Source organism: Pseudomonas sp. AF03-9 (assembly GCF_020515815.1).
GTDB lineage: Bacteria > Pseudomonadota > Gammaproteobacteria > Pseudomonadales > Pseudomonadaceae > Aquipseudomonas.
Window position 1 is genome coordinate 32,742 of the sequence record NZ_JAHPJF010000018.1, and the last position, 22,245, is coordinate 54,986.

16 protein-coding genes are annotated in these 22,245 nt (G+C 62.1%); 7 read left to right on the forward strand and 9 right to left on the reverse strand.

Going from position 1 to position 22,245, the window contains the following annotated elements; genetic code table 11:
- Window positions 1–90: 90 nt before the first annotated feature.
- Window positions 91–2,067, reverse strand: coding sequence for an alpha-1,4-glucan--maltose-1-phosphate maltosyltransferase (locus LIY36_RS21760; RefSeq protein WP_226457110.1), 1,977 nt, complete (start codon window positions 2,065–2,067; stop codon window positions 91–93).
- A gap of 203 nt (window positions 2,068–2,270) precedes the next feature.
- On the opposite strand from LIY36_RS21760, the gene LIY36_RS21765 reads away from it, so the two are divergent.
- Window positions 2,271–2,447 carry a hypothetical protein gene (locus LIY36_RS21765; protein ID WP_192299604.1) on the forward strand — a complete coding sequence of 59 codons (177 nt, stop codon included), beginning with the start codon at window positions 2,271–2,273 and terminating at the stop codon, window positions 2,445–2,447.
- Here the strand turns inward: LIY36_RS21765 and LIY36_RS21770 are convergent.
- Complete coding sequence (locus tag LIY36_RS21770; protein WP_192299605.1) at window positions 2,425–2,916, reverse strand: MgtC/SapB family protein; 492 nt, start codon at window positions 2,914–2,916, stop codon at window positions 2,425–2,427. The two genes, LIY36_RS21765 and LIY36_RS21770, sit on opposite strands and share 23 nt — an antisense overlap.
- Before the next feature lie 121 nt (window positions 2,917–3,037).
- Between LIY36_RS21770 and LIY36_RS21775 the strand changes: the two genes are divergently transcribed.
- The 4 genes from LIY36_RS21775 (at window position 3,038) to LIY36_RS21790 (ending at window position 6,772) form a co-directional block, all read left to right on the forward strand.
- Window positions 3,038–3,277 carry a DUF3203 family protein gene (locus LIY36_RS21775; protein ID WP_192299606.1) on the forward strand — a complete coding sequence of 80 codons (240 nt, stop codon included), beginning with the start codon at window positions 3,038–3,040 and terminating at the stop codon, window positions 3,275–3,277.
- 185 nt (window positions 3,278–3,462) lie between these two features.
- On the forward strand, window positions 3,463–4,878 hold the full coding sequence (ccoG, locus tag LIY36_RS21780; RefSeq protein WP_226457111.1) for a cytochrome c oxidase accessory protein CcoG: 1,416 nt from the start codon (window positions 3,463–3,465) through the stop codon (window positions 4,876–4,878).
- Between the two features lie 160 nt (window positions 4,879–5,038).
- Window positions 5,039–6,448 carry a GntR family transcriptional regulator MpaR gene (gene mapR / locus LIY36_RS21785; protein ID WP_226457112.1) on the forward strand — a complete coding sequence of 470 codons (1,410 nt, stop codon included), beginning with the start codon at window positions 5,039–5,041 and terminating at the stop codon, window positions 6,446–6,448.
- Between the two features lie 66 nt (window positions 6,449–6,514).
- Window positions 6,515–6,772, forward strand: coding sequence for a hypothetical protein (locus tag LIY36_RS21790; RefSeq protein WP_226457113.1), 258 nt, complete (start codon window positions 6,515–6,517; stop codon window positions 6,770–6,772).
- A 7-nt stretch (window positions 6,773–6,779) separates the two neighbouring features.
- On the opposite strand, the gene LIY36_RS21795 is transcribed toward LIY36_RS21790, so the two are convergent.
- The 7 genes from LIY36_RS21795 to tpx all read right to left on the reverse strand — a co-directional run bounded on the left by LIY36_RS21795 (window position 6,780) and on the right by tpx (window position 19,791).
- A complete protein-coding gene (locus LIY36_RS21795) occupies window positions 6,780–7,526 on the reverse strand; it encodes an SDR family oxidoreductase (RefSeq protein WP_192299610.1) in 747 nt (248 codons plus the stop codon).
- A 54-nt stretch (window positions 7,527–7,580) separates the two neighbouring features.
- Window positions 7,581–9,677 carry a putative bifunctional diguanylate cyclase/phosphodiesterase gene (locus LIY36_RS21800; RefSeq protein WP_226457114.1) on the reverse strand — a complete coding sequence of 699 codons (2,097 nt, stop codon included), beginning with the start codon at window positions 9,675–9,677 and terminating at the stop codon, window positions 7,581–7,583.
- A 408-nt stretch (window positions 9,678–10,085) separates the two neighbouring features.
- Complete coding sequence (locus tag LIY36_RS21805; RefSeq protein ID WP_192299612.1) at window positions 10,086–11,555, reverse strand: efflux transporter outer membrane subunit; 1,470 nt, start codon at window positions 11,553–11,555, stop codon at window positions 10,086–10,088.
- Entirely contained in the window at window positions 11,552–14,659 is a 3,108-nt protein-coding gene (locus LIY36_RS21810; protein WP_226457115.1) for an efflux RND transporter permease subunit, read from the reverse strand. Before LIY36_RS21810 ends, LIY36_RS21805 begins: the two co-directional genes overlap by 4 nt.
- On the reverse strand, window positions 14,656–17,757 hold the full coding sequence (locus LIY36_RS21815) for an MdtB/MuxB family multidrug efflux RND transporter permease subunit (protein WP_192299614.1): 3,102 nt from the start codon (window positions 17,755–17,757) through the stop codon (window positions 14,656–14,658). Before LIY36_RS21815 ends, LIY36_RS21810 begins: the two co-directional genes overlap by 4 nt.
- The gene (locus tag LIY36_RS21820) at window positions 17,754–19,058 is read right to left on the reverse strand and encodes an MdtA/MuxA family multidrug efflux RND transporter periplasmic adaptor subunit (RefSeq protein WP_226457116.1); all 1,305 of its coding nucleotides are present in this window, start codon (window positions 19,056–19,058) and stop codon (window positions 17,754–17,756) included. Before LIY36_RS21820 ends, LIY36_RS21815 begins: the two co-directional genes overlap by 4 nt.
- Window positions 19,059–19,290: 232 nt before the next feature.
- Window positions 19,291–19,791 (reverse strand): thiol peroxidase, encoded by a 501-nt coding sequence (tpx, locus tag LIY36_RS21825; RefSeq protein WP_226457117.1) that lies wholly within the window; start codon window positions 19,789–19,791, stop codon window positions 19,291–19,293.
- 156 nt (window positions 19,792–19,947) lie between these two features.
- On the opposite strand from tpx, the gene LIY36_RS21830 reads away from it, so the two are divergent.
- Window positions 19,948–21,237: a glycosyltransferase gene (locus LIY36_RS21830; RefSeq protein WP_226457118.1), complete on the forward strand. Its 1,290-nt coding sequence runs from the start codon at window positions 19,948–19,950 to the stop codon at window positions 21,235–21,237.
- A 72-nt stretch (window positions 21,238–21,309) separates the two neighbouring features.
- A complete protein-coding gene (locus LIY36_RS21835) occupies window positions 21,310–22,215 on the forward strand; it encodes an AraC family transcriptional regulator (protein ID WP_192299618.1) in 906 nt (301 codons plus the stop codon).
- Window positions 22,216–22,245 lie beyond the last annotated feature (30 nt).

Sequence of the window (22,245 nt, forward strand, 5' to 3'; positions counted from 1 at the left end):
TCCTGAGAATACGTTCAAAACCACCTGGGGACACTCGCTCAATGTGGGAGCCGGCTTGCCTGCGCCCACATTTTTGGATCTCCAACAGGTTCAAGGGAGGGTGATACGCCAGATACCGAACGGCATCTGCGGCTCCAGCCGCATCCACTGGGTCTTGCCGTACCATGTCCAGCGGTGACCATTCATCAGGTCTTCCCCCCCAGTCTGGGCATCGTCCGGCAAGCCCAATTCCCACAGAGGCAACTCAAAATTCGCCTCCTGGGCGTTGTAGGGGTCAAGGTTCACCGCCACGAGGATAAAGTTGCTGCCATCCTCACTGCGCTTGCCGAAATACAGGATGTTGTCGTTCCACGCGTTGTAGAGCTTCAGCCCCAGGTGCGTGTGCAACGCCGGGTTTTGCCGGCGGATGCGGTTGAGCTGGGCGATCTCGGCGATGATGTTGCCGGGCGCGCTGAAGTCTCGTACGCGGATCTGGTACTTCTCCGAATCCAGGTATTCCTCTTTGCCCGGCACCGGCGCGGCTTCGCACAGTTCATAGCCCGAATACATGCCCCACAGGCCCGAGCCCATGGTGGCCAGTGCGGCGCGGATCAAAAAGCCCGGGCGCCCGGATTCGTGCAGGAACGCCGGGTTGATGTCCGGCGTATTCACAAAGAAATTCGGCCGGAAACACTCGCGCCACGGCGACTGGTTCAGTTCGGTGAAGTACTCGCTCAGTTCGGCCTTGGTGTTGCGCCAGGTGAAATAGGTGTAGCTCTGGGAGTAACCGACCTTGCCCAGGCGCGCCATCATCGCCGGGGTGGTGAAGGCTTCGGCGAGAAAGATCACCTCGGGGTGCTTGGCGCGCACATCGCTGATCAGCCATTGCCAGAACGGCAGCGGCTTGGTGTGGGGGTTGTCGACGCGAAAGGTCTTCACGCCCTCTTCCACCCACCCGACCACGATGTCGCGCAGCTCGGTCCACAGACTGGGGATCGCATCCGCCGCATAAAAGTCGACGTTGACGATGTCCTGGTATTTCTTCGGCGGGTTTTCCGCGTATTTGATCGTGCCGTCCGGGCGCCAGTTGAACCAACCCGGATGCTGCTTGAGCCACGGGTGGTCCTGGGAACACTGGATAGCGAAGTCCAGGGCGATTTCCAGGCCATGCTCGGCGGCGGCCTTGACCAGCCGGCGGAAATCTTCGCGGCTGCCCAGCTGCGGGTGAATCGCCTCGTGGCCACCTTCCTCGCTGCCGATGGCGTAGGGGCTGCCGGGATCATCGGGGCCAGCCGTCAGGGCGTTGTTGCGGCCCTTGCGATGGCTGCGGCCGATGGGGTGGATCGGCGGGAAGTACAGCACGTCGAAGCCCATATCGTGGATCGTCGACAAGCGCGAGTGCACATCATTGAATGTGCCGTGACGCGCCGGGTCGTCGGTGATCGAGCGCGGGAACAGCTCGTACCAACTGGCAAACTGCGCGGCGCTGCGTTCCACATCGATCGGGTACACGGTGCTGATGCTCAAGTAGGCGCGGTGGTCGGCCTGGGTCATCAGGTGTGCACTGTCTTCGTGCAGGAACAGCGCAACCTGCTCGGTTTCCAGCAGGCCGGAGAGTTCGTGGTGCAGCAACATCAGGCGGTCGCGCAGCTCGTTGTCGCTGCGCTCGGCAGCTTGCAGCACCAGGCTGCGGCCTTCCTGCAACTCCAGGCTGACCGGCACGCCGGCCTCATGTTTCTTGCGCAGTTCGTAGCAGAAGCTGGCGAAGGTATCGATCCAGGCTTCGATGCAGTATTCGTGGGGGCCCTGGTCAACCACGGTAAACGCGCCCGCCCAGCCGTTGTTACCCACATCCGTCATCACCACGCTGTGCCAGCTTTCTTCATGCAGCGCGCGCCAGCGAATCAGTACGGCGAGTTTGTCGTGGCCGTCGGCGAACACCTTGCTGCTGACATTGACGCGCTGGCCAACCACGGCCTTGACGGCAAATTCGCCGCCGTCGATGACGGGTGTGGTGCTTTCGATTGCGATCCTGGGCAACAGCAGCGCCTGGGACAGTGGTAACAAAGCCTCTGTTTCAGCAGTCATCGAGCATCTTCCCCTTACGCCCTGTGGACGCTCTTTGCTTGATCCGGATTCCGATACGGCGGCGCTTCCCTGAGCCAGACCGACTTAGGTCCGAGCCCGGGCCCGCGGGAAAAGTTCAGATGGATGTGCCGCCATTGGGCGGGGAATCAAATCCCCCTGGCGGCTGTCCACCGATAGAGCAAAGCACAAAGGAGGCCACACCGATGAATATCCCGATCCCGGCAGAAACCCCAGACCCGAATATCGATAACCCGACCCTGCCGCCCAGTGAACCGGAGCCGATTCCTGAGCAGGAACCACCGCAGCACCAGCCGCCACCGGTCGAAGAGCCGCCGACGAGCATGCCACCGGTGATCGTCAGTCCTTGTCGAAACGCTTGACGATTTTCGGCATCACGCTGAACACCGCCAGTGCCAGCAACGTACTCAACACCGCTGTCGATTCCCGGCCCAATCCGGCCGAGACCCCGATCGCAGCGGTCATCCACAGGCCCGCCGCGGTGGTCAGCCCCTTCACGTGACCCTCTTCATCATCCTTGCCCTTGATGATCGTACCGGCGCCAAGAAAGCCGATGCCGGCTATCACGCCCTGCACCACCCGGCTCATTGCGTCCGCCTGGTTGCCGGACATCTGCGGCACCATCACAAACAGCGCCGCGCCCAACGCCACCAACATATGGGTGCGCACGCCGGCGGCCTTGCCCTTGCTCTCGCGCTCGAAGCCAAGAATGCCGCCGAGCACGGCGGCGATCAGCAAGCGCACGGTGATCTGGGTCAACTGTTTCGCATCACCGATATCGGCGAACTCGGTTTGTAAGGTTTGCCACACTTGATGCCACCAGGCGTCCATGAACAGCTTCCTTTGTCGGGATGGGTAAAGGATGGACAGCAGCGACCGCCAGTCAGTTGCCGGGAACGCTTGGCAATGCACCGGACCCTAACCTTCACCAGCCTTTGTGAAGGAGATCACCATGCCCGTGCGCATTGAAAACCAGACGTGCTATTTCAAGCTCAACACTGATGGCCAGGAACAAAGCCTGCCTGCCAGCGCGGTGACGGTCAGTACCGACATCCCCAAGGCCATGTCCTACGTGGAATTGGCCACAGGCCGGGTGTACATCACCGAACAGGAAGCCGACGCTCTGACTGTTGCCGGCGCAACCGATGGGCGTCAGCACAAGAAGGTCACCGAGCCTGGTTCGGCGATTTGATTGATCTGTATCAGCACAGCAAAAAAACCAGCTGCACCCCAGGCGGGACGGGGTGCAGCAGATTGACGCAGGGTTGCCTGCAGAGCGCATCTGATCCGCTTTTTATCGCCATACCTGAGTCTGTTATGCAAACAGTCCCACGCGCATAGTTCATCGGCCTGATGGAGGCTGATGAGCGAACGACCATGAGCGAAAGAATCCCCGTCCGAACCGTGGAAACCTTTGAGCCACTTCACCCAAAGAAGGTGAAGGCCAAATCCAGCGACAACCTGATCCACACCCGTAGTTTCACCGGCCTGTTCCGCACCTTGCGCTTGAGCGGTGCAGGCTTTCTGTTCCTGGCCTTTTTCGGCACCGTGTGGCTGAACTGGGGTGGGCGCCAGGCCGTGCTATGGGACTTGGCTGAAAGTAAATTCCATATCTTTGGCGCCACGTTCTGGCCGCAGGATTTCATCCTGTTGTCGGCGTTGCTGATCATCTGTGCCTTTGGCCTGTTTGCGATCACGGTGTTCGCCGGCCGTGTGTGGTGCGGCTACACCTGCCCGCAAAGCTCGTTCACCTGGCTGTTCATGTGGTGTGAAAAGGTCACCGAGGGCGAACGCAACCAACGCATCAAGCTGCAAGCCGCGCCGTGGAGCCTGAACAAACTGGCGCGGCGCTCGGCCAAACACACCTTGTGGCTGGGCATCAGCGTGCTGACCGGGCTGACGTTTGTCGGTTACTTCACGCCGATCCGGCCACTGGCGGCCGAGTTGCTGACCTGGCAGATGGGCGGTGTGAGCCTGTTCTGGGTCCTGTTTTTTACCGGCGCCACCTACATCAACGCCGGCTGGCTGCGCGAAGCGGTGTGCATGCACATGTGCCCCTATGCGCGGTTCCAGAGCGTGATGTTCGACAAGGACACCCTGACCATTTCCTACGACGCCGCCCGCGGCGAGCAGCGTGGCCCACGCAAACGCGAGGTGAACCCCGCCGACGTCGGCCTCGGGGATTGCATCGACTGCCAGCTGTGCGTACAGGTCTGCCCCACCGGCATCGACATCCGCGACGGCTTGCAAATGGAATGCATCGGCTGCGCGGCGTGCATCGATGCCTGCGATTCGATCATGGAAAAAATGGGCTATGCCCCAGGACTGGTCAGCTATACCAGCGAGCATCAGTTGCAAGGTGGCAAGACCCACCTGCTGCGCCCGCGCCTGATCGGCTACAGTGCAGTGCTGCTGGTGATGATCGCGGCGTTGGTGGTGGCGTTGGTCGAACGGCCGATGGTGTCGCTGGATGTGACCAAGGACCGTGGCATGTTCCGCGAGAACGCCCAGGGCTTGATCGAAAACATCTACAGCCTCAAGGTCATCAACAAGACCCAGCAGCGCCAGGATTACCGCCTGGAACTGGTGGACGCCGACGGCTTCCAGTTGCAGGGCAAGACCGAGATCAGCCTGGCGCCAGGGGAAATCGTCGATGTGCCGGTGTCGGTGGCGTTACTGGCAGATAAACCGGCAAGCAGCTCGCAGACCTTGCGTTTCAAGGTCACGGATGTGGATGAGCCGTGGGTCTACAGTGCTGCCGACAGCCGCTTCGTAGCACCGCTGAACCGCTGAGACCTGTCCGAATAGAGCAGATCCAAATGTAGGAGCGGGCTTGCTCGCGAAGGTGGTGTATCAGTCACCTTTATTGATGAACTGACCCAGCACCTTCGCGAGCAAGCCCGCTCCCACAGTGTGTTCCGTTTACATTCTGAAGAATTTGTTTAAGGCCAAAATGAAACGCTACGAAAAATTCGCCGACGACATCGCAGAACTGATCCGCTCCGGCGTCCTCGGCCCCGGCCAGCGCGTGCCCTCGGTGCGCTATGCCAGCCAGACCTACGGCGTCAGCCCGTCCACGGTGTTCCAGGCCTATTACCTGCTGGAGCGTCGCGGCCTGATCCGCGCACGCCCGCGCTCCGGCTACTTCGTCAACACCCACGCACCCAGCCCGTTTTCCGAGCCGGTGGTGAGCGAGCAAGTGCACGAATCCACCGAGGTCGACGTGAGCGAGCTGGTGTTCTCGGTCCTCGACTCGATCAAGGACCCGAACACCGTGCCCTTCGGCTCGGCGTTCCCCAGCCCGATGCTGTTCCCGCTACCGCGCCTGGCGCGCTCCCTGGCCAGTGCCAGCCGTGAGATGGACCCGCGCCTGGTGGTCACCGACATGTCGCCGGGCAACCCGCAACTGCGCCGCCAGATTGCCCTGCGCTACATGGTCGGCGGCCTGATGCTGCCCATGGAAGAGTTGCTGATCACCAACGGCGCGCTGGAAGCCCTGAACCTGTGCCTGCAAGCCGTGACCGAACCCGGCGACTTGGTGGCCATCGAAGCCCCGGCCTTCTACGCGTGCCTGCAAGTGCTGGAGCGTCTAAAGCTCAAGGCCGTGGAAATCCCGGTGCACCCGCGGGACGGCATCGACCTCAACGCCCTGGCGCAAACCCTGGCGCGCTACCCGATCAAGGCCTGCTGGACCATGACCAGCTTCCAGAACCCCATGGGCGCCACCGTGCCCGAAGCCAAGAAACAAGCACTGGTGGAACTGTTGCGCACTCACCAAGTGCCGCTGATCGAAGACGATGTCTACGCCGAACTGTATTACGGCCAGCACGCCCCGAAACCGGCCAAGGCCTTCGATACCGAAGGGTTGGTGATGCATTGCGGCTCGTTCGCCAAGAGCCTGGCCCCGGGTTATCGCGTTGGCTGGGTCGCAGCCGGGCGTTTCGCGCAAAAGGTCGAACGCTTGAAGCTGATGACCTCGCTGTGCCCGTCGATGCCGGCCCAGGCGGCGATTGCCGATTACCTGCAACACGGCGGGTACGACCGGCACCTGCGCAAATTGCGCTATGCCCTGGAAGAACAGCAAAGCGCCATGCTCGCCGCCATCGCCCGTTATTTCCCGGCACAGACGCGGGTCAGCCAGCCGGCCGGCGGGTATTTCCTATGGTTGGAATTGCCGGAACAGACCGACTCGTTGAAGTTGTTCCAAATGGCCCTGGCCCAAGGCATCAGCATCGCACCGGGGCCGATTTTCTCGGCGACCCAGCGCTTCAGGAACTGCATTCGCTTGAACTATGGCAGCCCATGGACGGAGGCGTCGGAGCAGGCCATGGAGACCTTGGGAAGGATCGTGCGGTCGTTTTGAATGGGAACCGAATCTGCCAGAAAGCCACAGAGGCCAAGACTTTTCCTCACGGCAATGATCGATGACTTGAGACGACAGGTGGGCGATTGGAGCGGCGCCAACCCGAACCCGCAGACCCGGGCGGACGCGGCCTACGACCTGGACAAAGTCTTGCGCTTTATCGATAACCTCGACGACCGCCAACTGAACGCCAGTCACAGCCGCAACGGCAAAATCGACGGCTTCGCCGACGACGGCTACGACACGCTGGAAAACTCCGAAGCCAGCGTACTCAAGGAATTTTCCGACAAGGGTTATCCAGTGCTGCGCGAGTTTCTCACCTGACCGCTGTCTAGCGACCGCCCCCCAGATCCAGGAACGTCCCGGTCGTGTAGGAAGCCTTATCCGACAACAACCAGATAATCGCTTCCGCCACTTCGTCCGGACGCCCGCCCCGGGCCATGGGGATACCCGACTCCAACTTGCTGACCCGATCCGGGTCGCCGCTGAGCGCATGAAAATCGGTAAAGATATAACCGGGGCGCACGGCGTTGACCCGGATACCCTCCCCCGCAACTTCCTTCGACAGCCCGATGGTGAAGGTATCCAGCGCGCCCTTGGACGCGGCGTAGTCCACGTATTCTCCCGGCGCGCCCAACCGCGCCGCCACCGACGACACGTTGACGATACTGCCCCCCTGCCCGCCATGCTTGGGCGACATGCGCAGCAGCGCATGCTTGGCACACAGGATCGGCCCCAGCACGTTGGTTTTCATGACCTTGAGGATACGGAACTCGGACATCTCATCGACCCGCGACTTGTGCCCCACGGTGCCGGCGTTGTTGACCAACGCTGTAACGCGCCCCAGTTCGGCATCGACGCGATTGAACAGCATGATCACTTCATCTTCGATGCTGACATCTGCCCGCACCGCGATGGCCTGTGCACCCAACGCGCGGACCTGCTCAAGCACGCGGTGGGCAGCGTCCTCGTCGGACTGGAAATTGATGCAGATGCGATAGCCCTGGCGCGCCGCCAGCAAGGCCGTCTGCGCGCCAATCCCCCGACTGCCCCCGGTGATAATGACGACTTTGTCCATGGGAGTGATCTCCTGTTTCAACCGAATGTTTAGGGTTGGGCCCAAGAATACCCGTCACACACGGTTTTTGTCAGGCGCAACGGCCGCTTCCGCGCTTTGGATATCGGCCATGAACCGCTCCGCCGGCAACGGATGGCCCAACAGGTAGCCCTGCAACGAGTTACAGCCCAGCCGCGTGAGGAAGGTTTGCTGCGCATCGGTCTCCACCCCTTCGGCGACGATGCGCAAGCCCAGAGCCTGGCCGAGGGCAACGATGGCCGAGACAATGGCGGCGTCGTCGCCGTCGTGCTCAAGGTCGCGCACAAAACCGCGGTCGATCTTCAGCTCGTTGGCCGGCAGGCGCTTGAGGTACATCAGGCTGGAATAGCCGGTGCCGAAATCGTCGATGGACAGGTCCACGCCCATGTCCGAGAGCTGCTGCAACACGGTCATGCTCGCGTCCGCATCACTCATGGCGGTGGTTTCGGTGATCTCCAGGGTCAGGCTGTTGGCCGGCAACTGGTGACGTTCAAGTGCCGTGGCCACGCTGTTGACCAGCCCGGCGTGGCAGAACTGCAGCGCCGACAGGTTCACGGCGATACGCCAGTCTTCATAACCCTGCACGTACCACAGGCGCATCTGGCGACAGGCTTCGTTGAGCACCCATTCGCCGATAGGAATGATCAGCCCGGTTTTTTCCGCCAGCTCGATAAACGTCGCCGGTAGCAACAGGCCTTGTTGCGGGTGTTCCCAGCGCAACAACGCTTCGGCGCCGACCGGGATGCCAGTCACCGCGTCGAACTTGGGCTGGTAATACAGACGGAACTGTTGCTGCTCGACGGCGTTGCGCAAGTCCTGCAACAACTGCAATTGCTTGCGCGCGTTGGTGTTCATCGACACGTCGAAGAAGCTGTAGCCGTTCTTGCCCATGCCTTTGGCGTGGTACATCGCGGCGTCGGCGTTCATCAGCAGTTCCTGGGGGTTGCTGCCGTTGCCGGGGTAGATTGCAATGCCCACGCTGGCGGAAATCTTCAGCTCATGCTCGGCGACCTTGAAGGCGCGGTTGACCAGGCCCACCTGGCGCTCGGCCAGGCGCAGCGCATCGTCGGGCTGGCTCAGGCGCACCAGCAATACAAATTCATCACCGCCGATGCGCGCCAGGGTGTCCTGGCTGCGCAGGTCTTCGCGCAGGCGCAGGCCGACTTCGTACAGCAATTGGTCGCCCATATGGTGGCCGAACGCATCGTTGACCGGCTTGAACCCATCCAGGTCGATAAACATCAGGGCAAAGCAGCCGCCCTTTTCGTTGACCACCTGCATCGCTTGTTGGATACGGTCGGCGAGCAACGTGCGATTGGGCAGCCCGGTCAGGGGGTCGTGCAGGGCCAAGTGGGTCAGTTCCTGGTTGGCCAGGCTCAGGGAGTCGGCCAGTACCGAGGTACGCGCTTCCAGGCGGGCATCCAGCACCGAGGTGAGCAAGGCAATCACCAGGACCGCCAGGCTGGTGACCACGACCAGGTTGTCCAGGCCCTTGCCACTGAGGCCCGACACCGCGGCGCCGCAGTAACTCTCGTCGGCAAATTGCGCCGCCGCCATGCCGGTGTAATGCATACCGACGATAGCCAGCCCCATGATCACGGCAGCGCCACCGCGCATCAGACGCACGTAAGGCGTATCGCGGCGCAGGTGGAAGGCGATCCACAACGCTGCGCCGGAGGCCACCACCGCGATCAGCAACGAGGCGCTGAAGAGTGTGGGGTCGTAGTCGATGCCGGGGGTCATGCGCATCGCGGCCATGCCGGTGTAGTGCATGCTGCTGATGCCCGCGCCCATGACCAGCGCACCCAATGTCAGTTGCCAGGCGGGCAAGCGTGACTGGTTGACCAGCCACAACGCAAAGCCGCAGGACAACACCGCGATCAGCAGCGACAGCGCAGTGATACCCACGTCGAAACCCAGGGCGAACGGCATGCGCAGCGCCAACATGCCAATAAAATGCATGGACCACACGCCCACGCCCATTGCCACGGCCCCACCGCTCATCCAATACAAGACCGCACGGCCCTTGGCGGTCGCAATGCGCCCGGCCAGGTCCAGCGCGGTATAGGACGCGAGGATCGCAACGAGCAGAGAAATCACGACCAGCGAGGGGGAATAGCTACCGATAAGCATGGGACTTCTCAAGACTGACGGGCCTTAAAAAACCCGTGCCAGGTGGCAAAGGCGGCGATTGTAGCGAGATTGATTATTGTAGAGTTGAAATATTAGCGCATGGCCATCATGGACTTTTTGACGCCAAACTACTGGCTCAAATACCCCAGAATCCGCAGACTGATCGAAACCAGATGTGGGAGATTCCATGGCTGAGGGGCAACCCCTCAACCACAGCGCCGCCTTCGTCGCCTCGCTCAGAAGACTAGCAGTGTCTGGGCGATCCAGCAGAGCACTGACGCCCCATCAACACCCATCAACTGTGGGAGCGGGCTTGCCCGCGAAGGCGCTGGATCAGCCAATGAATCCGTTGACTGACACACCGCATTCGCGAGCACGCCAGCTCCCACATTTAGTCCATGTTTGCCGTTAATCCTTTGCGTCAAACGCGGTTTTCCCGTCCCAACCGCCGCCCAACGCCGCAATCAATTGCACACTCGCCACCAGTTGCGTCTGCAACAGGGTCAGCACGGTGCGCTCATTGCTCAGGGCCGTCGCTTGCACCTGCACCACATCCAGGTAGGCAATCAACCCGGCCTTGTACTGGTTCTGGGTCAGGCGCAGCGACTCACGCGCGGCCTCCAGCGCCTCGTTGCTGACCACCGCCTCGTCTTCCAGCACCTTGAGCTGGACCATGTAGTTTTCCACTTCGCGGAAACCATCCAGCACGGTCTGGCGGTACTTGGCCACGGTCTCGTCATAGCTGGCGACGGTGCGGTCGACTTCCGCCGAGCGCTGGCCACCGTCGAACAGGGTCATGGCGAGTTTGGGCCCCACCGACCAGAAGCGGTTTGGCAGGCTGATCCAGTCGGCGTAGGTGCTGCTGGAGTAACCACCGGCCAGGCTCAGGGTCAGGTCCGGATAATAGGCGGCCTTGGCCACGCCGATATTGGCGTTGGCGGCGATCACCGCGCGTTCGGCCGAAGCGATGTCCGGGCGCCGTTCCAGCAGCTGCGACGGCAGGCTCACCGGGATCTGCGGCAACGCGGGAATATCATTGCTCACCGCCAGCTTGAAGTTGGCCGGAGCCTCGCCGATCAACACCGCGATGGCGTTTTCCAGCTGGGCGCGCTGCCAGATCAGGTCGATCAGGCTGGCCTGTGTCGACTTGAGCTGGGTTTGCGCCTGAGCCACTGCGTCCTTGCCGGACACACCGGCGCGGTATTGGTTTTCGGTCATTTGCAGGGAGCGTTGATAGGTCTCCAGGGTCGCTTGCAGCAGGCGCGTCTGTTCGTCCATGACGCGCAACTGCAGGTAGCTTTGTACCAGTTCCGACTGCTGGCTCAGGCGCATCGCCGCCAGGTCCGCCGAGCTGGCTTCGGCGCTGGCCTCGTTGGCCTCCAGGCCACGGCGCAATTTACCCCAGATGTCCGCCTCCCAACTCACACCCAATTGAGCATTGAGGGTGTCACGGATACCGCTGCTGGAACTGCTCAGGCTGGCGCTGCTGCTGCCGGTACCCTGGCTGGCGCGGGTTTTCCCGGCGCTCAGGTCAACCGTGGGGTAAAACGCGCCACGGGAACTGCGCACCAGCGCCTGGGCCTGACGAAAGCGCGCTTCGGCCTGGGCCACAGTCTGGTTGGCACTGTTCAGGCGCAGCACCAGCTCATTGAGCTGGCGGTCGCCGTACAACTCCCACCAGGCGCCACGGGCCAAGGAGTCGCTTGGGGTCGCCTGGCGCCAACCCTGGGCTTCCTTGAATTGTGCCGGCTCGACCACGTCCGGGCGTTTGTAGTCGGGACCGACGGCGCAGGCACTGAGCAACGCGCCGCAGAGCACCAGGCTCGCCACGCGGGAGCCCCGCAACAGGGCCAATCGGGCAAAGGTTGAATCGGTCATAGCGCAGTGTCCAGGGCAGCATCGGTACGCACGCCGCGCCAGGCGTTGAAGCGGTGGCGCGCGCGGTCGAGATAGAGGTAAACCACCGGGGTGGTGTAAAGGGTCAGGATCTGGCTGAACACCAGGCCGCCGATAATGGTCAGGCCCAGGGGACGGCGCATTTCCGCGCCATCGCCGGCACCCAGCAGCAGCGGCAAGGCGCCGAGGATGGCGGCCAGGGTGGTCATCAGGATCGGCCGCAAACGCAGCAGGCAGGCACTGCGAATCGATTCGAGCGGCCCCATGCGGTCATTGCGCTCCAGCTGCAACGCCAGGTCGATCATCAGGATCGCGTTCTTCTTCACCACCCCAATCAACAGGAACAGGCCCAACAGGGAGATCAGGCTGAACTCGCCTCCCGTCAGGTAGATGGCGAGCATGGCGCCGACACCTGCCGACGGCAAGGTCGAAAGAATCGTCAACGGGTGAATGTAGCTTTCATACAGAATGCCCAGCACCAGGTACACCGCCACCAGCGCGCCGAGGATCATGAACGGCTGGCCCTTCTGGGTCGCCGCAAACGCATCGGCGGTACCGGCCATCTTGGCGATCACATCTTCCGGCAAACCGACCTTGGCGATCGCCCGCTCAATGGCCGCCGTGCCCTGCTCGACCGTGACCCCGGGTGCCATGTCGAAGGCAATGTTCTCGGAAGCGAATTGGCCTTCGTGGCTGACACGGTCGTCGGCCAGGCTGTTCTCATAATGCGCGATGGTCGACAACGGCACCCGCGCCCCGCTGGAGGTGATCACCTGCATCTGGTTGAGGGTGATCGGGTCCTGGGCGTATTTCGGGTTGACCTCCATCACCACCTGATACTGGTTCAGGCTGTCGTAGATGGTGGAAATCTGCCGCTGGCTGTAGGCGTTGTTCAGCACCGCGGTGACCATATTCATATCGATACCCAGGCGCTTGGCCTGGTCGCGGTCGACCACCAGCGTGACCTGCGCCGCGCCACGCCCCTCGCGGGCGTCGATGGCGGTAAGTTCCGGCAGCTCGCGCAAGGCGCTGACCACTTTCGGATACCACAGGCGCAACGCGGCCAGGTCGCCGCTTTGCAGGATGTAGGAATACTGCGCGCTGGTCTGGTCGCGGCTGCCGCCGAACTGCAGGTCCTGGTCAGCCATCAGGAACAGGCGCCCGCCCGGCACCAACGGGACGTTCTTGCGCAGACGCTCGATCACCGCCTGGGCCGAGACCTTGCGTTCACTGATCGGCTTGAGGCGCACCAGCATCACCGCGTTATTGGTGCCGTTGTTGCCGCCGATAAAGCCCGCCACGCTGAGCACCGCCGGGTCCTTGAGCACCGCTACGCGGAAGGTCTCCATCTTCGGCTGCATCACGTTGAACGACAGCCCATCATCGCCGCGCACAAAACCGATCAACTGCCCAGTGTCCTGTTGCGGCATGAAGGTCTTCGGCACCACCACGTACAGCGCAATGTTCACCCCCACGGTGATCAACAGGCTGAGCAGCGTCAGGCGGCGATGGCGCAACGCCCAGTCGAGGCTGGTAGCGTAGCCGGCGACCATGCGGTCATTGACCTTCTGGCTCCAGCGCTGCAACCCACTCAGCTGGCCTTTGACATGTGGCTTGAGCCAGCGCGCGCAGAGCATCGGGGTCAGGGTCAGCGACACCACCAGCGAAACGATGATCGCCGCCGACAAGGTGATGGAAAACTCGCGGAACAGGTTGGTGACGATCCCGCCCATGAACAGGATGGACAGGAACACCGCCACCAGCGACACGTTCATCGACAGCAAGGTAAAGCCGACCTCCTTGGCACCCAGGTACGCCGCCTTCATCGGCGGCACCCCCTCGTCGATATGCCGGGAAATGTTCTCCAGCACCACGATGGCATCGTCCACCACCAGCCCGGTGGCGAGGATCAGCGCCATCAGCGAGAAGTTGTTCAGCGAGAAACCGAACAGGTACATCACCGCAAAGGTGCCCACCAGCGACACCGGCACCGCCAGGGTTGGAATCAGCGAGGCGCGGAAATTGCCGAGGAACAGGTACACCACCAGGATCACCAGGGCCACGGCAATCAGCAGGGTCATTTCGGCTTCATGCAGGGTTGCGGTGATCACCGGCGAACGATCCATGGCCAGGTTCAATTTAACGCTGGACGGCAGCACCGCCTGCAACGCCGGCAACTGCGCCTTGATCTGCCTGACGGTCTCGATGATGTTGGCGCCGGACTGGCGGTTGATCACCAGCAGCACCGCCGCATCGTTGTTGAAGAAACCGCTGTTGTAGCGGTCCTCCACGCCGTCGCTGATCCTGGCCACATCGCCCAGGCGCAAGGCCGCGCCATTCTGGTAGCGGATCAGCAGCGGCTCGTAGTCCTTGGCTTTTTCCAACTGGTCGTTGGCCTGGATCTGCCAGTTGCGCTCGCTGTCTTCCAGCGAGCCCTTGGGCCGCCGCTGGTTGGCGTTGGCGATGGTGTTGCGCACATCGTCCAGGGCCACACCGTATTGATCCAGGGCCTTGGGTTCGAGTTCGATACGCACCGCGGGCAAGGAACTGCCGCCGATCTGCACTTCACCCACGCCCGGCACCTGGGACAGGCTTTGCGACAGGATGGTCGAGGCCAGGTCGTACAACTGGCCCTTCTGCAACACGTCCGAGGTCAGCGACAGCACCATGATCGGCGCCTGGGACGGGTTGATCTTCTTGTAGGTCGGCATGCTGCGCATACCGCTGGGCAGCAGGTTGCGCGAGGCGTTGATCGCGGCCTGCACTTCCCGCGCCGCGCCGTTGATGTCGCGGTCGGAGTCGAACGCGAGGATCACCCGCGTCGAACCCTGGCTGGAGCTGCTGCTCATGGTGGTGATGCCGGCAATTGCGCCGAACGAGCGCTCCAGCGGCGTCGCCACAGTGGAGGCCATCACCTCGGGACTGGCCCCGGGCAAGCTGGCCGAGACCACGATCACCGGGAAGTCGATCTGCGGCAGCGGTGACACCGGCAACAGGTTGAAGCTCACACCGCCCAGCAGCATGATCGCCAGGCTCAACAGCATGGTGGCGACGGGGCGGCGGATGAAAGGTCCGGACAGGTTCATGACTCAACCGGCTCCAGGCTTTGCGGCTCTTTGCGCCAGCGACGGCCAAGGCGGTCGAAATACAGGTAGATCACTGGTGTGGTGAACAGGGTCAATACCTGGCTCACCAACAAGCCGCCGACCATCACCAGGCCCAATGGCTGACGCAACTCTGCGCCGGAACCGGTGGCCAGCATCAACGGCACCGCGCCAAACAAGGCCGCCAGGGTGGTCATCAGGATCGGCCGGAAACGCAGCAGCGCGGCCTGATAGATCGCGGTCTGCGGGTCCAGGCCTTGATTGCGCTCAGCGTCGAGGGCGAAGTCGATCATCATGATCGCGTTCTTCTTCACGATACCGATCAGCAAAATGATGCCGATGATCGCGATCATGCCCAGGTCATTGCCACTGAGCAGCAAAGCGAGCAAAGCGCCCACCGCCGCCGACGGCAAGGTGGAAAGAATGGTGATCGGGTGGATATAGCTCTCGTAGAGCACGCCAAGCACGATGTACATGGTCACCACCGCCGCCAGGATCAGCAGCAAGGTGCTCGACAACGACGCCTCGAACGCCTGGGCCGCGCCCTGGAACTGGGTCTGCACGCCCACCGGCATGCCGATGTCCTTCTGCGTCTGGTTGATCAGTTCCACGCCTTTGCCCAGCGCGACGCCGGGGGCCAGGTTGAACGACATCATCACCGCCGGGAACTGGCCGATATGGGCAATCGCCAACTGCGCCTGGCGCTGCTCGACCCGGGCCAGGCTGGACAGGCGCACCTGGCCGCCATCGGTGGTCTTCACGTGGATCTGGTTCAGCGCGTCCGGGCCGAGGGTTTCGCCGGACTGGGCCTGCAACACCACGCGGTACTGGCTGGCCTGGGTGTAGATGGTGGAAATCTGCCGCTGGCCGAAGGCGTCATACAGCGCGTCGGTGATGGTAGAGACCGTCACGCCCAGGCGCGAGGCCGCATCGCGGTCGATCACCAGAAACACCTGCAAGCCTTTGTCCTGCAAGTCGCTGGCGACGTCAGTGAGTTCCGGCAACTGGCTCAAGGCATGCACCAGCTTGTCACTCCACAGCGCCAGCAAATCGGCGTCTGGCGACGACATGCTGAACTGGTACTGGGTACGGCTCACGCGGTCTTCGATGGTCAGGTCCTGCACCGGCTGCATGTACAGGCGGATGCCCACCAGCTTGTCGATTTGCGGTTGCAGGCGGGTGATCACCTCGGCCGCACTCAAGTCGCGCTGGCCGTGGGGCTTGAGGTTGATCAGCAGGCGACCGCTGTTGAGGGTCGCGTTGTCGCCATCCACGCCGATATAGGAAGACAGGCTTTGCACCGCCGGGTCGGCCAGGATGACCTTGGCCAACGCCTGCTGGCGCTGGCTCATGGCCGCAAAGGAAATCGACTGCGGCGCTTCGGAAATGCCCTGGATCACACCGGTGTCCTGCACCGGGAAAAAGCCCTTGGGCACCACCAGGTACAGAAACACGGTCAGGCCCAGGGTGGCGATGGCCACCAGCAGGGTCAGCGGCTGGTGCTTGAGCACCCACTGCAACTTGCGGCCATAGGCTTCGATCATCCAATCGATCCATGCTCCGCTGGCCTTGTAGAAGCGGCCCTGTTCCTCTTCCTTGGGTTCACGCTTGAGCAGGCGTGCGCACATCATCGGCGTCAGGGTCAGGGACACCACCAGGGAAATCAGGATCGCCACCGCCAGGGTGATGGCAAATTCGCGGAACAAGCGCCCCACTACGTCGGCCATGAACAGCAACGGGATCAATACCGCGATCAGCGACAGGGTCAGGGAGATCAGGGTGAAGCCAATCTGTTTGGCGCCCTTGAGTGCCGCCGCCAGCGGGGTCTCGCCCTCTTCGATATAGCGCGAGATGTTCTCCAGCATCACGATGGCATCGTCCACCACAAACCCGGTGGCGATGGTCAGGGCCATCAACGTCAGGTTGTTGATGGAGAAACCGGCCAGGTACATCACCCCAAACGTGCCCACCAGCGACAGCGGCACGGCGATGGACGGGATGATCGTCGCGCTGAACCGACGCAGGAACAGGAAGGTCACCATCACCACCAGGGCGATGGCGATGAGCAATTCGTGTTGTACGTCAGTGACCGAGGCGCGGATGGTCTGGGTGCGGTCGGTCAGCACGAGCACATCGAGGCCGGCCGGCAGGTTGTCAGTGATGCTTGGCAGCAGCGCCTTGATGCGGTCGACCACTTCAATCACGTTGGCGCCAGGCTGGCGCTGGATATTGAGCAGCACGGCCTGGTTTTCGTTGGCCCAGGCAGCGAGGCGTTCGTTTTCGGCGCCGTCGACGATCTGTGCGACGTCCTTCAGACGCAACGGCGCGCCATTGTTGTACGCCAGGATCAACTCGGCGTATTGCTGGGGCGAGACCAACTGGTCGTTGGCGTCAAGCATCGACACGCGGGTCGGGCCGTCGAAGTTGCCCTTGGGCTGGTTGACGTTGGAGGCAGCGATCAGGGTGCGCACGTCCGACAGGTTCAAGCCGTTGGCCGCCAGGGCCTCGGGGTTGACCTTGATACGCACGGCCTGGCGCTGGCCGCCGGCAATACTGACCATGCCGACGCCACTGATCTGCGCGATTTTCTGCGCCATGCGGGTGTCGACCAGGTCGTTGAGCTTGGGCAGCAGCATGGTCTTGGAGGTGACGGCCAGGGTCAGCACCGGGGTATCCGCCGGGTTGACCTTGTTGTACACCGGCGGCGCGGGCAAGTCCTTGGGCAACAGGTTGGTAGCGGCGTTGATCGCGGCCTGCACCTGTTGCTCGGCGACGTCCATGTTGACGTCGAGGTTGAAGCGCAGGGTCAGCACCGACGCGCCACCGGAACTGGTGGACGCCATCTGCGTGAGGCCGGGCATCTGGCCGAACTGGCGCTCCAAAGGCGCGGTGACGGCACTGGTCATCACGTCCGGACTGGCGCCGGGGTACAAGGTCATCACGCGGATGGTCGGGTAATCCACCTGGGGCAGCGCCGAAACCGGCAGCAGGCGATACGCAATGATGCCGGCCAACACAATGGCCAGCATGCTCAGCGTGGTGGCGACCGGGCGAAGGATAAACAGCCGCGACAGGTTCATGAACCGACCTTTTGCGCCTTGCCGGCGGTGGTGCCGGTCTCCCCTTTCGCCGCAGGCTTGCCTTGCAGGTGTTCGGTCGCAGTGGTCAACACTTCGCTGCTGTCGTTGACCACTTCGATTTCACTGCCGTCCTTCAAGCGGTCGGTGCCTTCCAGTACCACGCGGTCACCCGCCACCAGGCCTTGCTTGATCACGGTGTTGTCGCCATCGGTGTCACCGACTACCAGCGGCTGGATCTTGACCTTCTTGTCGCCATCGAGCTTGTAGACAAAGGTGCCGTTGTTGCCGAACTGGATCGCCGCGGACGGCGCCAGCACAACGTTGTGCAGGGTGTCGGCGAGCAAGTGCACATTGACGAACTGGTTGGGAAACAGCACCTGGTCCTTGTTATCGAAACGGCCCTTGAACTTCAGGGTTCCGGTGGTGACGTCGATCTGGTTGTCGAGGCTTTGCAGCACGCCGGCCGCCTGCTTCTTGACGTCGCCACGGTCCCAGGCTTCCACCGGCAGCTTGTTGCCGGCGTGATAGCGGGCAAGCACCGTGTCGAGGGTGTTTTCCGGCAGGGTGAAGGCCACGTTGATCGGCTGGGTCTGGGTGATCACCGCCAGCGACGTGGTGTCGTTGGCCGCCACCAGGTTGCCCACATCCACCTGGCGCAGGCCGACACGACCACCGATAGGCGCACGGATCTTGGTGAATTCAAGGTTGAGCTTGGCGTCGTCCACCGCGCCCTGGTTGGTCTTGACCGTGCCCTGGTATTGCAGGACCAGTGCTTCGGCGGTGTCCAGGGTCTGCTTGGCGATACTGTCCTGGGCATACAGGCCGCGATAACGCTCCACATCCACCTGGGCGTTCTTCAACTGCGCCTGGTTTTGCAGCAGCGTGCCCTGGGCCTGGAGCAAGGCGTTCTGGTAGCTGCGCGGGTCGATCTCTGCCAGCAGGTCGCCGGCCTTGACCATCTGCCCTTCTTCAAAGGCGATCTTGATCAGCTCGCCGCCCACCCGGCTGCGCACATTGATGGTGTTGAGCGCCGTCACGGTCCCCAGCGCCTTGTAATACACCGGGAAATCACCGACTACCGCAGGCGCGACACGCACCGGGATCGGCCCCGTGGCACCACCAAAGCCCGGGCGCATCATCCCCGACTTGCCAGCACGCCCGGCCGGCGCCTGTGCGGCGGCGTCCTTGTGGCTGGCGGGCCAGAATTTCCAGCACAGGCCGGCGATGACCAGCAGCACGAGCAGGCCGAACAGCCAGCGGCGGGATTTACGGGGGGAGGATTGCATGGATTGATCAACCATTGGGCGCGAGAGCTTCTTCTTCGGGAGGCTGAAAGATAAGCACTGGAGCGCGTTTAGAGAAGCGCCTTTACCGGCTATTTACCTTGGGCTTACAACTTTTAACTTCTGACTTTAGTCCATCCGCTAATTCAGCTAAGCGGTTGACCCTTAAATGAAAACGGCCTGGACTAGGCCAGGCCGCAATCATGTAGCACGCGTGTTACTGCCAAGCGACAGCAATGCGCCGAAACAGTTACTTCAACACAGCCAGGGCTGCATCGTAGTTTGGCTCTTGGCCGATTTCGGCGACCAGTTCGCTGTGCAGGACGTTATCGTTTTCGTCCAGTACCACGACAGCGCGAGCGGTCAGGCCTTTCAGCGGGCCATCAGCAATCGCGACACCGTAGTCAACGGCGAACGCCGCGTCACGGAAGTCAGACAGGTTCTTCACGTTTTCCAGGCCTTCGGAACCGCAGAAGCGCGCCTGGGCGAACGGCAGGTCGGTGGAGATGCACAGGACAACGGCGTTGTTCAGCTCGTTGGCCTGGGCGTTGAACTTGCGCACCGAGGTCGCGCAGGTCGGGGTGTCGACGCTTGGGAAGATGTTCAGCACTTTGCGCTTGCCGGCAAAGGTCGCCAGGGTTGCATCCGACAGATCGCCGGCAGTCAGGGTGAAATCGGGCGCCGGGGTGCCAACTTGCGGCAATTGGCCTTCAACCTGGACAGGGTTACCACGGAGGGTGACTTGAGCCATGAACGGAATCCTTATGCTATTTGGGTTAAACGAATTCGAGAGGCCGAAGTTAACCACAAAGCGCGGTGGCTACCTACCGCCAGACACAAATTCTCATCGGTGGGGTTGTGGTTTAATTGCGCGCTTTTCGCCTGCCCTTCAAGAGAGTCGTTGTTGATGAATCAGCCCGCCACCAAAGTCCTGGTCATTGGTTATGTCTGGCCGGAGCCGCGCTCCTCGGCCGCTGGCGGACACATGATGCAAATATTGCAGAGTTTCCTTACGCAAGGCTGGGATATCACCTTCAGCAGCCCTGCCGCGCTTGGCGAACACAAGGCCGACCTGCAAATACTCGGCATCAGCGAATGCGCCATCGAACTCAATAACAGCAGCTTCGACGATTTTATCCGCGAACTGGCCCCGGACATCGTGCTGTTCGACCGTTTCATGATGGAAGAGCAATTCGGCTGGCGCGTTGAAAAACACTGCCCCGACGCCCTGCGCGTGCTGGAAACCAGCGACCTGCAAAGCCTGCGCGACGCGCGCCAGCAGCGCCTCAAGGACCACCTCAAGGCCCATCCCGACAGCGACGACTTCAGCGCCCTGTTCGCCCCGGCGCTGGAGGAAGAATTCCAGCTGATGGCCGACACCGATATCGCCAAGCGCGAGATCGCGGCGATTTACCGCTGCGACATCAGCCTGATGATCTCCGACGCGGAAATCCGCCTGCTCACCGAACACTTCAAGGTGCCGGCGGCCCTGCTGCACTGGTGCCCGTTGATGCTTGACGCACCGGCCGCGCCCTTCACCCCGTTTGAAGACCGCGCGCATTTCCTCAGCATCGGCAACTTCCGCCACGCGCCCAACTGGGACGCGGTGCTGTGGATGAAGAACAGCCTGTGGCCGCTGATCCGCCAGCAGCTGCCGGGCGCCCAACTGCACATCTACGGCGCCTACACGCCGCCCAAGGCCACCGCGCTGCACAACCCGGCGCAGGGTTTTCATGTAATGAACTGGGCCGAAGACGCGCTGCAAGTAATGGGCGCAGCACGCATCTGCCTGGCGCCGCTGCGCTTTGGCGCGGGTATCAAGGGCAAGCTGGCGGATGCAATGCTCTGCGGCACGCCGAACATCACCACGCCGATTGGCGCCGAGGCCATGGGCGACAGGCAAGCCTGGCCAGGCGTGATCGCCCACAGCGCACCTGCCCTGGCCGCTGCTGCCGTGGCGCTGTATCAGGACCGCGCGCGTTGGACCGAGGCCCAGGAACAGGGGCGTCGATTGCTGGCAAGTCGCTACGACACCGCCCTCCACGCCCCGGCACTGGTGGCCTGCCTGGCGCAGTGCCGCAGCCGCCTCCAAGCCCATCGCCGCGACAACTTCACCGGCGGCATGCTGCGCCATCACGCCCATAAAAGTACCCAGTACATGTCCCAGTGGATCGAGGCGAAAAACCGCACCGTATAAACATCGGCGCTGGCAGGCTTACACGCATAGGGGCATTATTCGGGTCGCAACCAACAATAAAGCGACGGCAGCATGACCCGAGCAACGCGCATCACCGACCCTTCCTACGAGCTGATGGACGATCACAACGGTCTGTCCATCATCTATCGTCAGCACGGCTTCCCCTGCCCGCTGGTGCGCTGGCATTTCCACAAGGAATACGAGCTGCACCTGATCGTCGCCAGCTCCGGCAAGGTGTTTATCGGCGACTATATCGGCAATTTCTATCCGGAAAGCCTGTTCCTCACCGGCCCCAACCTGCCCCACAACTGGATCAGCCAGGTTGAAGAAGACGAAGTGGTGCCCAAGCGCGACATGCTGGTGAACTTCACCGATGAATTGCTGGAAAACGGCAGCCAGATCTTCGCCGAGCTCAAGAGCCTGGCGCCGCTGCTGGAACGTGCCCAATACGGCATCGAGTTCCGCTGCAAAAAGACCATCGCCCAGGCCATGGCCTTGATGCAGCGCATCGAGGATGCCCAGGGCATGGCACGGTTGGGGCACTTTTTTATCCTGTTGGAAGTGCTCAGTGCTTGTGAGGATTACCAGTTGCTGTCTGGCGTGACCACGCCGCAACTGGCTGACGAACACAGCATCGACCGTACCAACCGCGCGGTGGACTACATCTTTGCCCACTACGCGCGCGAGTTGCCGCTGGAGGAAGTGGCGGATTACCTGGGGATGAAACCCACGTATTTCTCGCGAGTGTTCAAACAGGCCACGGGCCGCACGTTTATCGAGTTTGTCAATCGCCTGCGCATCAGCAAATCCTGCGAATTGCTGGCCGATGGCGATAAAGCCGTCACGGATGTGTGCTTTGAGTCGGGCTTCAACAACATCTCCAATTTCAACCGACGCTTCCAACAGCTCAAGGGCATGACGCCGTCCCACTACCGACGCCTGGCGGTGCAGCGGCTCACTGAGCAAAACCTGGCCTGAAACCGCAACACCGCAGCCATAGCCTTTCGG

What these genes read in the sequence shown, in the direction of transcription:
- LIY36_RS21760 (WP_226457110.1), bottom strand. Translation starts at nt 2,067, where the DNA reads ATGACTGCTGAAACAGAGGCTTTGTTACCACTGTCCCAGGCGCTGCTG.
- LIY36_RS21765 (WP_192299604.1), top strand. Translation starts at nt 2,271, where the DNA reads ATGAATATCCCGATCCCGGCAGAAACCCCAGACCCGAATATCGATAAC.
- LIY36_RS21770 (WP_192299605.1), bottom strand. Translation starts at nt 2,916, where the DNA reads ATGGACGCCTGGTGGCATCAAGTGTGGCAAACCTTACAAACCGAGTTC.
- LIY36_RS21775 (WP_192299606.1), top strand. Translation starts at nt 3,038, where the DNA reads ATGCCCGTGCGCATTGAAAACCAGACGTGCTATTTCAAGCTCAACACT.
- ccoG (WP_226457111.1), top strand. Translation starts at nt 3,463, where the DNA reads ATGAGCGAAAGAATCCCCGTCCGAACCGTGGAAACCTTTGAGCCACTT.
- mapR (WP_226457112.1), top strand. Translation starts at nt 5,039, where the DNA reads ATGAAACGCTACGAAAAATTCGCCGACGACATCGCAGAACTGATCCGC.
- LIY36_RS21795 (WP_192299610.1), bottom strand. Translation starts at nt 7,526, where the DNA reads ATGGACAAAGTCGTCATTATCACCGGGGGCAGTCGGGGGATTGGCGCG.
- LIY36_RS21800 (WP_226457114.1), bottom strand. Translation starts at nt 9,677, where the DNA reads ATGCTTATCGGTAGCTATTCCCCCTCGCTGGTCGTGATTTCTCTGCTC.
- LIY36_RS21805 (WP_192299612.1), bottom strand. Translation starts at nt 11,555, where the DNA reads ATGACCGATTCAACCTTTGCCCGATTGGCCCTGTTGCGGGGCTCCCGC.
- LIY36_RS21810 (WP_226457115.1), bottom strand. Translation starts at nt 14,659, where the DNA reads ATGAACCTGTCCGGACCTTTCATCCGCCGCCCCGTCGCCACCATGCTG.
- LIY36_RS21815 (WP_192299614.1), bottom strand. Translation starts at nt 17,757, where the DNA reads ATGAACCTGTCGCGGCTGTTTATCCTTCGCCCGGTCGCCACCACGCTG.
- LIY36_RS21820 (WP_226457116.1), bottom strand. Translation starts at nt 19,058, where the DNA reads ATGGTTGATCAATCCATGCAATCCTCCCCCCGTAAATCCCGCCGCTGG.
- tpx (WP_226457117.1), bottom strand. Translation starts at nt 19,791, where the DNA reads ATGGCTCAAGTCACCCTCCGTGGTAACCCTGTCCAGGTTGAAGGCCAA.
- LIY36_RS21830 (WP_226457118.1), top strand. Translation starts at nt 19,948, where the DNA reads ATGAATCAGCCCGCCACCAAAGTCCTGGTCATTGGTTATGTCTGGCCG.
- LIY36_RS21835 (WP_192299618.1), top strand. Translation starts at nt 21,310, where the DNA reads ATGACCCGAGCAACGCGCATCACCGACCCTTCCTACGAGCTGATGGAC.